The following is a 13,945-nucleotide window of genomic DNA, read 5'->3' on the forward strand; positions in this document are numbered from 1 at the left end:
GGAAGGCCGCCATGACCGCATCGCGTGGCTCCGCCGTTCGGCGCACCGGCCAGCTGCTCACCGGCTTCGGTTCGCTGGTCGTACTGGTCGCGTTGCTGGTGGGCGCGCCGGTGGCGCTGCTCGCTTTCGCCGGCAATCCGCTGCCCGACCATGTGCCCACCCTGTCTGAGGTGGGCACGACGCTGACCAGCCGGGACGACGGCCGGCTGTTCCTGCGGGCGCTGGCGGTACTCGGCTGGTTCGGTTGGGCGACGTTCGCCTTCTCCGTGCTGGTGGAGCTGGCGGCGCAGGCGACCCGGCGACCGGCGCCCCGGTTGCCCGGGATGAGCCGGCAGCAACGGGCGGCGGCGGCGCTGGTCGGTTCGGTCGCGCTGATCATCGCGGCGAGCCCGGCGGCCAGCGCGGCGGCGGCCATGAGCTACCCGACCACGACGGCCTCCGGGCATCCGGCGACGGTGGCCGCGGCGCTGCCGCCGACGACGGGCGTCCTCGCGGCGCCGCCCGTCGGGTCGACCGGAGCGGTGCCGGAGGGTGCCGGCGCCGAGGCGGCCCGGTCGCAGCCGGCCCCACCGGTCTACCAGGTGGCCAAGGGCGACTATCTCGGCGAGGTGGCGGAACGCTACCTGGAGGACTTCGACCGCTACCGGGAGGTGGCCCGGCTCAACCGGCTGCAGGACGCCGACCGGATCCGGCCGGGGCAGCTCATCAAGCTGCCGGCGCGGGCCGAGGACGACGGCGCGCGCAAGCACGCGACCGGCCGGCTGGTGGCGGGCCCGGCGACGCCGCGCAAGCCGTCGCCGCATCCGCCGGCCGCGTCCCCGACGGAGCCACCGCGCAGCACGCCGGCCCCCGACGAGCAGGCCGGACCGGGCACCCCGGGCGGTCAGGTGGGACCGGGCGGGACCGACGCGACGCCGGCGCAGCCGGCCCCGCAGACGGTGCCGCCGCAGGTGGAGCGGCCGGCGGGGCCACCGCCGGCGATGGCGGCCGGGGCGTCCCGGGCCGGCGACGACGACCGGATGAACCGGCCGCTGGCGGTCTCCGCAGTGCTCGCCGTGGCCAGCATCGTCGGAGCGCAGATCGGCGCGGTGCTCGGGCTGCGCCGCCGCCCGGCCCGGGCCGTCGCGTCCGCCCGGCACCGCCGCGACTGACCAGGGCACGTGCGGTACGTCGAGGGCGATCGGAGACTCGGAGACGCAGTGGCGGCCGCTGACGCCTGGTGGGAGGCCACCGGGCTCTCCCCCTCGGTGTACGCACACCTGGCGGTGATCCGGGCGTTCGTCGACGGCCGGCTGACGGCCCGAGAGTTCGAGGTCGCCTACCTGAACCTGTTCAAGCACGACCCGAACCTGCACGACAAGGCGGTGATGCGACCGCTGGAGTGGTTGTTCTTCGAGGTGGACGAGTTCGTCGCCGACCCGGACCTGCGGGCCCGGGCCGGCGGTTCGGACGAGGAGACCCTGCGCCGGGTGGCGGCGGAGACGCTGGCCCGGCTGACCGGTGGGTGACCGCGCGGGGCGACACGGTCAGGGCAGCTTGGTCTGGAGGATGCCGTCGACCACCCGGGTCGGCAGGATCTGCTGGTCGTTGGCGGACGGGCCGTGCACGACCTCGCCGCCGTTGAGCCGGAACGCGGAGCCGTGCCAGGGGCAGACCACGCAGGTGTGTCCGTCGATCTCCTGCACGTCGCCCTCGCCGAGCGGGCCGCTCTGGTGCGGGCAGCGTTCCAGCATCACGGTGACGTCGTCGCCGTGCCGGTAGAGGATCACCGAGACGTCGTCCACCTCGCGGGTGATCAGCTCGCGCTGCGGCAGCGTGGCCAGGTCGGCGATCGGCTTCCACTCGTCGGGCATCCGGTGCAGCTCGGAGATGCTCTGGCTGACCTGCGCCCCCTGCTTGTACGCCAGGTGCCCGCCGATGTACGCCCCGGCGCTGGCCGCGCTCAGCCCCAGGTACGCCAGCGCCCGCCCCATGCCGTGCCGGCCGCGCAGCCGGGCGGCGAGCGAGCCGGCGTAGAACACCAGCGCGACGGAGTTGGAGGCGGCGTGCACCAGCCCCACCCGGCGCTGGTCCCGGGCGAGGGCGGCCCAGTCGTTCAGCCCGGCCACGGCGGCCGGGAGGGCGCTCACCGTACCAAGACCGACCAGGGTGGTCGCCGCCCGGCGCTGACCGGGCAGCAGGTCCAGCACGGCGGCGCTGATCCACGCGCCCACCGGCACCTGCACCATCGCCGGGTGCAGCGGATGGCCCAGCCAGACCCCGTGCAGCAGGTCGCGGACCCGCTGCCCGCGCAGCGTCGACTGGACGGCCCGCTGGAGCCGGTCACCGGCCGGGTCCAGCGCGGCGTTCTGCTCGATCTTGTTCATCAGCGCTCGCACCTTCCCCGACTTCCCGGCAGATGCGGTCGCAAACCGGGCGGCGGGGACGAATTCCGCGCCGCCCGGTCCACTCAGCGCCAGTCCGCCACGTTGGGCTCGAAGGTGGCGCTGCGGAACAGGCCGTCCAGGTTGCCGCCGAGCCGGCGCAGGGTCGCCTTGTCGTGCGCGCTCATCTCCACGTAGAGGCCCTGGGCCCCGTAGACCTGGAGGCTCGCGCCGCCGTCCAGGGAGGAACTACGGCGGGCGGGGTGGCCGTCGATCCGAGAGGTGGGGTCGGCGATCACCCCGTAGTCGCCGGTCGCCGACTTGCGGGGCAGGATCAGCACCACCAGCGGCCAGTCCCCGTACTTCGTCCGCTTGCCCGCGCCGTAGGACAGCTCGGCGTCCCAACTTTCGCTCGACCGCACGCTGACCAGGTACGCCACCGGCTTCAGGCCGGCCGGGGGCGCGTCGAAGCGCACCGGCAGCCGGATCGGCCGGTCCACGGCGTACCGGACGTCGAGAGCGATCCGCCGGGCGACGGCGCGCGGGTCGCCGACGCTCTCGGGGATGTGCCGCACGATCACCTCGGCCCAGGCGCCCGGGGCGTACTCCCAGCGCAGGGCGGCGGACCGGGGCTCGACAGCGGCGTTGGTGTTCCAGCGCGCGGTCCGGCCGTTGACCGGTTCGGCCGGCTCCAGGCCGGCGGAGCCCGCCCGGCCGGGGGGCACGGCGAAGTCCCGATCGATGCCGAGCGCGATGTCCCTGGCCGCAGTAACGAGCCGCAGTTCGGCCGCGGGCGCGTCCTTGACGGGCCGGGGGGACGTCTGCGACGCGGAGGCGATCAGCGCGAGCTGGTCGGTTCCGGTCCGGACGGTCCGTTCGGTCAGGCCGGGTGGTAGCCAACCGAACTCGGCGTACTGCCGGGTGGGGTCGAAGACGGCCGGGGCGGTCGCCGGCACCGGCGCGGCGGTCGCCGTCGGAGACGGCGTGATCGCCGGGGTGACCGGTGGCGGCCGGTCCGCCCGGCCGAGCAGCGCCGGGGCGGCGGCCAGGACGGCGACCACGGCGAGTCCGGCGGTGGCCGCAACGGCGATCCGTCGCCGTCGCACCCGCTGGCGCCCGTCGCGTACGGCCCGGTGCAGGTCCACGGCGGACGGCGGAAGCGGCACGTCCCGCAGCGGCGCCAGCAGCTTCTCCTCCATCACTTCCCCTCTCCGGTGATCGCGTAGGTGTCCGTGCCGAGCAGCCGGCGCAGGCTGGCCAGACCGTGCGAGGTCTGGCTCTTGACCGTGCCGGCGGTGCAGCCGAGGGTGGCGGCCACCTCGTCCACCGGCCGGTCGTGCAGGAAGCGCAGCACCAGCACGGCCCGCTGGCGGGGCGGCACCTGGGCCAGCGCGGCGTGCAGCACCTCCCGGTCCTCCACCGCGTCGCCGGTCTGGGCGGGCGCCGGCTCGGGTGGCGTGTCGAGAAGGCGGACTCTCGACCAGAGCCGGCGCTTCTCGTCGAGGAAGACCCGGACCAGCACGGTGCGCACGTACGCGTCGACGTTCTCCGCCTCGCGGGCCCGCCGCCACCGGACGTAGAGCCGGGTGACGGCGGTCTGGACCAGGTCGTCGCCGCGGTGCGCGTCCCCGGTCAGGTGACAGGCGATGCGGCGCAGCGCCGGCAGCCGTGACGTCACGTACTCGACGTACTCCTGTTCCAGGTCCGCCCGCATCCACCCACCCCGTCCGTGAACATTCACCCCGCTGACGGGGTCGGCCACCGTCCAGGTTGTACGCGGCGCAGATTTTCTCATCGGCGCGACACGCTCACAGCATGTGGTGTGTTGGCTTTTTCCGACCCACTACATCTAGGATCACTTCACTGCTGGTGCGACCCTTCGGGGTCCGCCAGGCGGCGGCGCCGGCCAGGCGTCGCGCCGAACAGGGAACCCGGTGTGAATCCGGGACTGCCCCGCAGCGGTGAGCGGGAACGACCGCCGTCACGAGCACTGGGCCCGACGGGGCCCGGGAAGCGACGGCCAGTAGACGAACGCGCCGGACGCGTCTGCCCGCGAGTCCGAAGACCTGCCAGCAGGGCGTGCCCACCGGGCGCGCGGACCACCTCGGGGCCTCGTGGGAGGGCCGTCGAGCCGTACGGAGCACCGCCGGCACACCGACCGGTGGCGATCCGGCGTGCCGTCGTGCCCTCCCGCGGTCCACACCGACCACCCAGGAGAGCACGTGACGGCGTCATCCACCATCGCCCCGCCACCGGTCGGGGCACTGCGGGACCTGCTGCACCGGCACCATCACGACCTGCCCGACACCGACCCGGAGCGGATCCTCGCCCTGGTCGAATCGGGGCGCACTGCCGGGGCCGGCACCGACGAGCTGACCGGGCTGGCCATCGCGGCGGCGGCCGGGCTCACCGCCGAGGAGCCCGGGTACGCCCGGCTGGCCGCGCGCCTGCTCGCCGGGCGGATCGCCGACGAGACCACCGGCCAGGGCATCGTCGGCTTCAGCGACAGCGTCGCCGCCGCGTACGCCGAGGGTCTGCTGGACCCGGGCTTCGCCGGCTTCGTCGCGACGCACGCCGCCGCCCTCGACGCCCTGGTCGACCACGCCGGCGACGACGCCTTCGAGTACTTCGGCCTGCGCACCCTGCACGACCGCTACCTGCTGCGCCACCCGCGCACCCGGGCGGTGCTGGAACGGCCCCAGCACTTCTGGCTGCGCGTGGCCACCGGCCTGTCCGACACCGTGCAGCAGGCGGGCGAGCTGTACCGGCTGATGTCCCGGCTGGCCTACCTGCCCAGCTCCCCGACGCTGTTCAACGCCGGTGCCCGGCACCAGCAGCTCTCCTCCTGCTTCCTGGTCGACTCGCCCCGCGACGAGCTGGACTCGATCTACGAGCGCTACGCGCAGGTGGCGAAGCTGTCCAAGTTCGCCGGTGGGATCGGCATCTCGTGGTCCCGGGTGCGCTCGCGGGGGTCGCTGATCCGGGGCACCAACGGCCGCTCCAACGGCATCGTGCCCTGGCTGCGCACCCTCGACGCCAGCGTCGCGGCGGTCAACCAGGGCGGCCGGCGCAAGGGCGCGGCCTGCGTCTACCTGGACACCTGGCACGCCGACATCGAGGAGTTCCTGGAACTCAAGGACAACACCGGCGACGAGGCCCGGCGTACGCACAACCTGAATCTGGCCAACTGGGTGCCCGACGAGTTCATGCGCCGGGTCGAGGCGGACGCCGACTGGTCGCTGTTCGACCCGAAGGAGGTGCCGGAGCTGGTCGACCTGTGGGGCGCGGAGTTCGACGCCGCGTACCGGGCGGCGGAGGCCGCCGGCAGGGCGGTACGGACGCTGCCGGCCCGCACCCTGTACGGCCGGATGATGCGCACCCTCGCGCAGACCGGCAACGGCTGGATGACCTTCAAGGACGCGGCGAACCGCACCTGCAACCAGGTCGGCGCGGGCGGCGGCGTGGTGCACCACTCCAACCTCTGCACCGAGATCCTGGAGGTGACCAGCGACGACGAGACGGCCGTCTGCACGCTCGGCTCGGTCAACCTGGCCGCCCACCTCGTCGACGGTGGCGTGGACTACGCCGGGCTCGCCACGACGGTCCGGCTGGCCGTCGGGGCGCTGGACCGGGCGATCGACCGGAACTGGTTCCCCACCGAGCAGGCGGCCACCGCGCACCGGCGGTGGCGTCCGCTGGGGCTGGGCGTGATGGGGCTGGCCGACGTCTTCGCCGCGCTGCGGCTGCCGTTCGACTCGCCGGAGGCGCTGGCGCTCTCCACCCGGATCGCCGAGGAGATCGCCCTGGCCGCGTACGACGCCTCCGCCGACCTGGCGGCGGAGCGCGGCGCGCATCCGGCGTACCCGCTGACCCGGGCGGCCGGCGGGGTGCTGCACCCGGACCACTGGCCGGACGCCCGGCCGGCCCGGCCGGACGCGTGGGCGGCGCTGCGGGAGAAGGTGGCCCGGCACGGGCTGCGCAACTCGCTGCTGGTGGCGATCGCGCCGACGGCCACCATCGCCTCGATCGCCGGCTGCGCCGAGTGCGTCGAGCCGCTGGTCTCCAACGTCTTCAAGCGGGAGACCCTCTCCGGGGAGTTCCTCCAGGTCAACCGGCATCTGGTCGCCGACCTGAAGCGCCTGGGCCGGTGGACCCCGCAGACCCGGGACGCGATCAAGCGGGCGGACGGCTCGGTGCAGGAGCTGGACCTGCCGGCGGAGCTGAAGGCGCTGCACCGCACCGCCTGGGAGCTGCCGCAGAAGGCGCTGATCGACCTGGCCGCCGCCCGCGCGCCGTACGTGGACCAGTCGCAGTCGCTGAACCTGTTCCAGGCCAGCCCGACCATCGGCCGGCTCTCCTCCATGTACGCGTACGCCTGGCGGGCCGGGCTGAAGACCACCTACTACCTGCGCTCCCGCCCGGCGACCCGGATCGCCCAGACCACCGTCGCCGCCGCGCCGGCGCCGGTCCAACCGAAACCTTCGGCCCTGCTCACCCTGTCCGTCGGCGAGAGCGACGCGGTCGCCTGCTCGCTGGAGAACCCCGAGATCTGCGAGGCCTGCCAGTGACGATGCTGCTCGACCCCGGCATGGATCTGACCCTGCGCCCGATGCGCTACCCGGACTTCTACGAGCGGTTCCGGGCCGCCATCCGCAACACCTGGACGGTGGAGGAGGTGGACCTGGCCTCCGACGTACCCGATCTGGCGACCCTCTCCGCCGGCGAGCGGCACCTGGTCCACCGCCTGGTGGCGTTCTTCGCCACCGGCGACTCGATCGTGGCGAACAACCTGGTGCTCAACCTCTACCAGCACGTCAACGCGCCCGAGGCCCGCCTCTACCTCTCCCGCCAGCTCTACGAGGAGGCGGTGCACGTCCAGTTCTACCTGACCCTGCTCGACACCTACCTGCCAGATCACGACGAGCGGGCGAAGGCGTTCGCGGCGGTCGAGCACATCCCGTCGATCCGCGACAAGGCGGAGTTCTGCTTCCGCTGGATCGACTCGATCGGCAGCCTGCACCGGCTGGAGACCCGGGAGCAGCGGCGGGCGTTCCTGCTCAACCTGATCTGCTTCGCGGCCTGCGTGGAGGGGCTGTTCTTCTACGGCGCCTTCGCCTACGTCTACTGGCTGCGCTCGCGGGGGCTGCTTTCGGGGCTGGCCACCGGCACCAACTGGGTGTTCCGCGACGAGTCGATGCACATGGAGTTCGCCTTCTCGGTGGTCGACACCGTCCGCGCCGAGGAGCCGTCGCTGTTCGACGAGACGATGGCGGAGGAGGTGCGGACCATGCTGGACGAGGCGGTGACCGCCGAGCTGGCCTTCGCCCGGGACCTCTGCGGGGACGGCCTGCCCGGCATGAACACCGCCGACATGCGCCGTTACCTGGAGTACGTGGCGGACGCGCGGCTCGCCCGGCTGGGCCTGCCGCCCGCGTACGGGTCGACGAACCCGTTCCCGTTCATGGAGTTGCAGGACGTGCAGGAGCTGACCAACTTCTTCGAGCGGCGGGTCTCCGCGTACCAGGTGGCGGTCGGCGGTGAGGTCAGCCTGGACGACGACTTCTGAGGCCGCCTAGCCTCGGCCCATGACCGTCCACCGGTTGGACCGGCTCGATGCCCGGCGGATCGCGGTGCGCGCCCAGTTGCTGGACGCGCACCGCCCGCCGGACCTGCTGACCGTGGTCAACAGGTTGACGTTCCTGCAACTGGATCCGACGGCTGCCGTGGCCCCCAGCGCCGACCTCGTCGCGTGGACGCGGCTGGGCGCCGGGTACCGGCCGGAGCACCTGCGGCAGGCGGTGGAGCGGGACCGCACCCTCTTCGAGCACCAGGCCATGGTGTGGCCGACGGCGGACCTCGGGCTGCACCTCGCGGAGATGGCGGCATGGCCGCCGGAGGGCTCGCGTACGCACGCCTGGCTGGCGGCGAACGCCACCTTCCACCGGTTCGTGCTCGACCTGCTGCGCGACTCCGGTCCGCTGCTCTCCCGGGAGGTGCCGGACCGCAGCGTGGTGCCGTGGCCGTCGACCGGCTGGACGAACAACCGCAACGTCACCAAGCTGCTGGAACTGCTCGCCGCCCGGGGCGAGATCGCCGTCTTCGACCGGGTCGGCCGGCAACGCCGGTGGGACCTGGCCGCGCGGGTCTACCCACCGGACGCGACGGCCGTACCGGCCGACGAGGCCCGGGCGGTACGCGGCGAGCGCCGCTTGCGCTCGCTGGGCATCGCCCGGGCGTCGGTGGTCGGTGCGGCCGGTGAGCCGGCCCGGGTCGAGGGCGTCCCGGGTGAGTGGCGGGTCGACCCGGCCGCCCTCGGCGAGCCGTTCACCGGCCGCACCGCGCTGCTGTCGCCGTTCGACCGGCTGGTCCACGACCGCAAGCGGACCCGGGAACTCTTCGACTTCGAGTACGTCCTGGAGATGTACCTGCCGAAGGCGAAGCGCCGGTGGGGCTACTTCGCGCTGCCCGTGCTGCACCACGACCGGCTGGTCGGCAAGGTGGACGCCACAGCCGACCACAAGGCAGGAGTCCTGCGGGTGCACGCGATCCACCAGGACGTCCCGTTCGACCCGGCCGTCACCGCGGCGGTGGACGCCGAGCTGGCGGCGCTGGCGTCCTGGCTCGGCCTGCCCACGGTCACCCCGTGACGGACCGGAGTCAGCGCCCGCCCGCCCACCGGTCGGTGTGCAGCGCCTCGGCCAGCGGGCGCTTCTGCCGCCAGCCGTGCCGGGCCAGGTCGGGCACCTCCTCCAGGTGCGTCACCGGCCCCACGCAGAGCCAGGCCACCGGTCGGATGCCCGCGGGAATGCCCAGCAGCTCGCCCAGGAAGGGCTCCCGGTAGAAGGAGACCCAGCCGACGCCGAGTCCCTCGGCGGTGGCGGCGAGCCAGAGGTTCTGGATGGCCAGGCAGACCGAGTAGAGGCCGGCATCGGCGATCGCGTGCCGGCCCAGCACGGCCGGGCCACCCCGCGACGGGTCGTAGGTGACCACGATCGACAGGGTGGACTCCAGCACCCCGTCGATCTTGATGCGGGCGAACCGGGCCGCCGCCTCGCCCGAGAGGGTGGCGGCGAAGGTGTCCCGCTCCGTCTGCACATGCTGGTGGAAGCGGCGGCGCAGCGCGGCGTCCCGGACCAGGATGAAGTCCCACGGCTGCGAGTAGCCGACGCTCGGCGCGGCGTGCGCCGCGTCCAGGACGCGGTGCAGGGTCTCGTCCGGCACCGGTGCCCCGGTGAACTCGGCCCGGACGTCCCGGCGACGGTGGATGGCGGTGTACAGGTCCACGGCAGGCTCCCGCTGCGCAAGGCCCGCCCCTGACGGGCGGGCGGTCGACGCGAGGCCGGTCTTCGGACTCCCGGATCGACGCCTGGCCGTCCGCCTTCCCAGCCGTACGGCCAGTGGCTGCGCTCCTCGCGCGTGGACGGTGGCTCCCCGGTCACCGCGGCGGGCCCGTGCCGGATTTCCACCGGCTTCCCGATTCTCCCCGCGCACGCGGGGCACCTCGCATGATCGTTGCCGTCGGCGATGCTAGCGGCCGCACGGAGGTAACCGGCATGCGCACCGGGGCTGCCGCCCCCTACAGTGGCGGGACCCCGGGGCCGGTCCGGCCGTACGGGGTCGCACACCAACACGGGGGAACCACCATGACCAACCCTGCCCGCGTCGTCCGTACCGTGCTGACGCTGGCCGTCGCCGCCGGGATCGTGGCCGGCTGCCAGCCGGCGGAGGAGAAGAAGCCTGCCGGAGCGTCGTCGGCGAGCAGCGCGCCCAGCCCGACGGTCGACGTCGCCGCGAACAGCAAGCAGGTCTGCGACGCCGCCCTCGCGGTGGCCAAGGAGCACTTCGTCGGGATGGCGGACGACGCCATCGCGGCCATCGACAAGCCGGTCAGCGCCAAGGAGGCCGGCGACAAGGTCCGCGCCCACTACACCGAGCTGGCGCAGGGGCTGCGCACGGAGGCCGCCCGCGCCGCCGATCCGCAGCTGCGCGCAGCGGTGGAGAACCTGGCCGGCGCGATCGAGAAGCGGCTGACCGGCCCGGACGCCACCAAGGTCGAGGCGCCGGACCTGGACCCGACCCTCAAGGCACTGGACACCGCCTGCGGCCGGTGACCCGGTCGGCGCCGGCCGCCTGCCCTGGCGGGCAGGCGCCCCCGCCCGGCATGCTGTGCCGATGGCCGTACACGTCACGCACGACGGACCGGTGACCACGGTGATCCTCGACCGGGCGGCGTCGCGCAACGCCGTCGACGGTCCCACCGCGCGGGCCCTCGCCGACGCGTTCCGCGCCTTCGAGGCCGACCCGGACGCCCGGGCCGCGGTGCTCTGGGGGGCGGGCGGCACGTTCTGCTCCGGGGCCGACCTCAAGGCGATCGGCACGCCCAGCGGCAACCGGGTCGAGCCGGACGGCGACGGCCCGATGGGCCCGACCCGGATGTCGCTGTCCAAGCCGGTCGTCGCCGCGATCTCCGGGTACGCCGTGGCCGGCGGCCTGGAGCTGGCGCTCTGGTGCGACCTGCGGGTCGCCGAGTCCGACGCGGTGCTCGGGGTGTTCTGCCGGCGCTGGGGCGTACCGCTGATCGACGGCGGGACGGTCCGGCTGCCGAGGCTGATCGGCCAGAGCCGGGCGATGGACCTGATCCTCACCGGCCGGCCGGTGCCCGCCGCGGAGGCGTACGCGATGGGGCTGGTCAACCGGCTGGTCGCGCCGGGTGAGGCGCGGACGGAGGCCGAGCGGCTGGCCGCCGAGATCGCCCGTCACCCGCAGACCTGCCTGCGCAACGACCGCGCCGCCGTGCTCGCCACCGCCGGCCTGCCCGAGCCGGAGGCGCTCGCCACCGAACTGGCGTACGGCATGGAGTCGCTGGCCACGGCAGCGTCAGCTGAGGTTGCGCAGGGCGTCCTCGATCGCCCGGTGGAAGGTCGGGTACGCGTAGATCATGTGCCGCAGCCGGCTCACCGGCACCTCCCCGTGCACCGCCACCACCAGCGCCGACAGCACCTCGCCACCGGCCGAGCCGACCGACGTCGCGCCGACCAGCACGCCCTTGTCGGCGTCCACGACCAGCTTGATGAAGCCCTCGTTGCCGGCCTTGTGGATCCAGCCCCGCGCGGACGTGGTGAGCGGGGCGAAGCCGATCTGCACGTTGAGGCCGCGCTGGCGGGCCTGGTGCTCGACGAGGCCGACCGAGCCGATCTCCGGGTCGGTGAAGGTGACCCGGGGCAGCGCCCGGTAGTCGGCCAGGGGCACGGTACCGGCGCTGCCGACCGCGCTGGCCGCGCCCATCGCCCCACCCACCATGCTGGCGGTGCCGCTGGCGTCGGGTGCCCCCTTGGCGCGCCGGGCGTGGTCGAGCACGTCGGCGATGACGATCGCCGCCTGGTACATCGCGATGTGGGTGAAGGCCCCCTCGCCGGTGACGTCCCCGACGGCCCAGACGCCGTCGGTGACCCGCATCTGCCCGTCGACCGACAGGTAACGCTGCGCGGCGTCCACGCCAATGGTGTCCAGGCCCAGCTCTTCCAGGTGCGCCCGGCGCCCGGTGACTACCAGCAGTTGCTCCGCGGTGAAGGCGTCGTCGCCGGCGTGCAGGGTGAAGGCCGATCCGTCGTGGGTGACCCGGTCGGCCTTGACGCCGGCGCGGATGTCCACTCCGTCGGCGCGCAGGGCCGCGGCGGCCACCTCGGCCGACTCGGGCTCCTCGAAGGCGAGCACCCGGTCCGCCGCCTCCACCACGGTCACCTGTACGCCGAACCGGGCGAAGACCTGCGCCAGCTCCAGCCCGATCGCCCCGCCGCCGAGGACCAGCAGCGACTCCGGCAGTTCCGCGACCTCCGTCGCCTGGTGGTTCGTCCAGTACGGCGTGTCGGCCAGCCCGTCGATGGGCGGCACCGAGGGCCGGGTACCGGTGCCGAACACGATCCCGTGCCGGGCCTGGAAGACCTGATCGCCGACGCGTACCCGGCCGGGGCCGTCGAGCCGGGCGGAGCCGCGCACGAAGCGCCCGCCCCGGCCGACGAACCGGTCGACCGCCACCTTGTCGTCCCAGCTGTCGGTGGCCTCCTCGCGGATCCGCTTGGCCACCGGCGCCCAGTCCGGCTGGACCTGGGCAGAGCCGGCCAGCTCGTTGACCCGCCGCGCCTCGGCCAGCGCGTTCGCCGCCCTGATCATCATCTTGCTGGGGATGCACCCCCAGTACGGGCACTCCCCGCCGACCAGGTTCCGTTCGACGCCGACGACGCTCAGGCCGGCCTCGGCGAGTCGCCCGGCCACCTCCTCGCCGCCGACGCCCAGCCCGATCACGACCACGTCCACCACTTCCGGCTCCGCCATGCCGCCAGCATCCCCCGGCGGCAGGAGGCCGGCCAACGGACCGCCGGGAATTCCCGCGCCCGTAATGATTTCCACCGCCTACGGTGACCCCATGCCCGATCGATTCCACCCGGTCCACGACTGCTTCCACGATCTGCTGGCCGCCGGCCGGGAGACCGGCGCCGGCCTGACCATCTGGTACGACGGTCGTCCCGTGGTGGACTTGGTCGCCGACAGCCGCGGGGCGTGGCGGCCGGACACGCTGGTGAACGTCTACTCGGTCGGCAAGCCGGTGGCGGCGCTCTGCCTGCTGATGCTCGTCGACCGGGGCCGGCTCGACCTGGACGACATGGTGGCGACGCACTGGCCGGGGTTCCGCACTCCGGCCACCGTCCGCCAGGTGCTCGACCACACCGCCGGGCTGCCGGTCTTCCCGGTGGCCCGGCCGGCGGAGGCGGTCGCCGACTGGGGGCTGCTCTGCGCCGACCTGGCCGCCGCCGACGGGGAATGGGAGCCGGGCAGCATCGCGGGCGAACACGCCTGGACGTACGGGCACCTGGTGGGCGAGCTGGTCCGGCGGGTGGACGGGCGGTCGGTGGGGCGGTTCCTGGCGGAGGAGATCGCCGGCCCGTGGCGCCTCGACCTGGGCTTCGGCCTGGGGGCGGCGGACCAGCGGCGGTGCGCCGACCTGTCGTACGGCGATCCGGCCTGGCCGGTGCGGATGCTCGGTGAGCCGGGGTCGCTGCGCGCCCGGGCGCTGGGCAACCCGCCCGGCGGCCTCGACCTGGCGGTGGTGAACAGCCCGCTCTGGCGTGGCGCGCAGGTCCCGGCGGTCAACCTGCACGCCACGGCGTCCGCGCTGGCTCGGCTCTACGCGGGCCTGGCCGCCGGCGGCACCCTCGACGGGGTACGCCTGTTCAGCCCCGAGCTGGTCGCGGAGGCCACCCGGGTCCAGTACGACGGCCCGGACCTGGTCCTGGACCGCCGGGCGTGCTGGACGCTCGGGATGCAGCGGGAGCCCGACGGGAGCTGGGGCATGGGCGGGATCGGTGGCAGCAGCGCCTGGGCCGACCCGGAGCGCGGCTACACCTTCGCCTACGCCACCGCCCACCTGGCCGACCACGACCGGGTGGACGAACTGGTCGAGGTGCTGCACTCCTGCCTGTGACCTCGCCGTCGACGTGACCCAACGTCACGAGCCCCGAGGATTACCAACGGTGACAGCGGCCGGAGGGACCGCACCCCTCACTCGGACGCTTTGCTCTGCTGCC

Annotated in this window: 12 protein-coding genes, 1 pseudogene and 2 riboswitches; of the genes and pseudogenes, 8 read left to right on the forward strand and 5 right to left on the reverse strand. The window is 74.1% G+C overall.

The window, feature by feature from the left end; translation table 11 throughout:
• The first annotated feature begins 11 nt into the window (after positions 1-11).
• Both ACSNN7_RS06095 and ACSNN7_RS06100 read left to right on the forward strand, forming a co-directional pair.
• Positions 12-1,151 (forward strand): LysM peptidoglycan-binding domain-containing protein, encoded by a 1,140-nt coding sequence (locus ACSNN7_RS06095; RefSeq protein WP_436679645.1) that lies wholly within the window; start codon positions 12-14, stop codon positions 1,149-1,151.
• Positions 1,152-1,199: 48 nt separating this feature from the next.
• Positions 1,200-1,508: a colicin immunity domain-containing protein gene (locus ACSNN7_RS06100; RefSeq protein ID WP_436679646.1), complete on the forward strand. Its 309-nt coding sequence runs from the start codon at positions 1,200-1,202 to the stop codon at positions 1,506-1,508.
• An 18-nt stretch (positions 1,509-1,526) separates the two neighbouring features.
• Here ACSNN7_RS06100 and ACSNN7_RS06105 read toward each other — a convergent pair whose 3' ends face one another.
• The 3 genes from ACSNN7_RS06105 to ACSNN7_RS06115 form a co-directional block, all read right to left on the reverse strand.
• Positions 1,527-2,366 (reverse strand): Rieske 2Fe-2S domain-containing protein, encoded by an 840-nt coding sequence (locus ACSNN7_RS06105; protein WP_436679647.1) that lies wholly within the window; start codon positions 2,364-2,366, stop codon positions 1,527-1,529.
• An 83-nt stretch (positions 2,367-2,449) separates the two neighbouring features.
• Positions 2,450-3,562, reverse strand: coding sequence for a hypothetical protein (locus ACSNN7_RS06110; RefSeq protein WP_436679648.1), 1,113 nt, complete (start codon positions 3,560-3,562; stop codon positions 2,450-2,452).
• Positions 3,562-4,077, reverse strand: a complete 516-nt coding sequence (locus ACSNN7_RS06115; protein WP_436679649.1) for a SigE family RNA polymerase sigma factor — start codon at positions 4,075-4,077, stop codon at positions 3,562-3,564. Before ACSNN7_RS06115 ends, ACSNN7_RS06110 begins: the two co-directional genes overlap by 1 nt.
• 210 nt (positions 4,078-4,287) lie before the next feature.
• Positions 4,288-4,431, forward strand: a riboswitch (cobalamin riboswitch).
• 154 nt (positions 4,432-4,585) lie between these two features.
• Between ACSNN7_RS06115 and ACSNN7_RS06120 the strand changes: the two genes are divergently transcribed.
• From ACSNN7_RS06120 to ACSNN7_RS06130, 3 genes are read left to right on the forward strand one after another with little or no spacing between them, the layout of a single operon-like run.
• Complete coding sequence (locus ACSNN7_RS06120) at positions 4,586-6,931, forward strand: ribonucleoside-diphosphate reductase subunit alpha (protein WP_436679650.1); 2,346 nt, start codon at positions 4,586-4,588, stop codon at positions 6,929-6,931.
• A 2-nt stretch (positions 6,932-6,933) separates the two neighbouring features.
• Entirely contained in the window at positions 6,934-7,929 is a 996-nt protein-coding gene (locus tag ACSNN7_RS06125) for a ribonucleotide-diphosphate reductase subunit beta (protein ID WP_436679662.1), read from the forward strand.
• Positions 7,930-7,948: 19 nt separating this feature from the next.
• On the forward strand, positions 7,949-9,010 hold the full coding sequence (locus ACSNN7_RS06130; protein ID WP_436679651.1) for a DNA glycosylase AlkZ-like family protein: 1,062 nt from the start codon (positions 7,949-7,951) through the stop codon (positions 9,008-9,010).
• 10 nt (positions 9,011-9,020) lie between these two features.
• Here ACSNN7_RS06130 and bluB read toward each other — a convergent pair whose 3' ends face one another.
• On the reverse strand, positions 9,021-9,647 hold the full coding sequence (bluB, locus tag ACSNN7_RS06135) for a 5,6-dimethylbenzimidazole synthase (protein WP_436679652.1): 627 nt from the start codon (positions 9,645-9,647) through the stop codon (positions 9,021-9,023).
• A gap of 36 nt (positions 9,648-9,683) precedes the next feature.
• A riboswitch (cobalamin riboswitch) is annotated at positions 9,684-9,882 on the reverse strand.
• A 124-nt stretch (positions 9,883-10,006) separates the two neighbouring features.
• On the opposite strand from bluB, the gene ACSNN7_RS06140 reads away from it, so the two are divergent.
• Both ACSNN7_RS06140 and ACSNN7_RS06145 read left to right on the forward strand, forming a co-directional pair.
• The gene (locus ACSNN7_RS06140) at positions 10,007-10,474 is read left to right on the forward strand and encodes a hypothetical protein (protein ID WP_436679653.1); all 468 of its coding nucleotides are present in this window, start codon (positions 10,007-10,009) and stop codon (positions 10,472-10,474) included.
• Between the two features lie 61 nt (positions 10,475-10,535).
• Positions 10,536-11,258, forward strand: a pseudogene (locus ACSNN7_RS06145) (crotonase/enoyl-CoA hydratase family protein); the annotation flags it as partial.
• Here ACSNN7_RS06145 and ACSNN7_RS06150 read toward each other — a convergent pair.
• Positions 11,241-12,695, reverse strand: a complete 1,455-nt coding sequence (locus ACSNN7_RS06150; protein WP_436679654.1) for a dihydrolipoyl dehydrogenase family protein — start codon at positions 12,693-12,695, stop codon at positions 11,241-11,243. The pseudogene ACSNN7_RS06145 and the gene ACSNN7_RS06150 sit on opposite strands and share 18 nt — an antisense overlap.
• Before the next feature lie 91 nt (positions 12,696-12,786).
• Here ACSNN7_RS06150 and ACSNN7_RS06155 point away from each other — a divergent pair, with 91 nt between their 5' ends.
• On the forward strand, positions 12,787-13,842 hold the full coding sequence (locus ACSNN7_RS06155) for a serine hydrolase domain-containing protein (RefSeq protein ID WP_436679655.1): 1,056 nt from the start codon (positions 12,787-12,789) through the stop codon (positions 13,840-13,842).
• Positions 13,843-13,945 lie beyond the last annotated feature (103 nt).

The organism is Micromonospora sp. URMC 105 (assembly GCF_051386295.1).
Taxonomy (GTDB): Bacteria; Actinomycetota; Actinomycetes; order Mycobacteriales; family Micromonosporaceae; genus Micromonospora.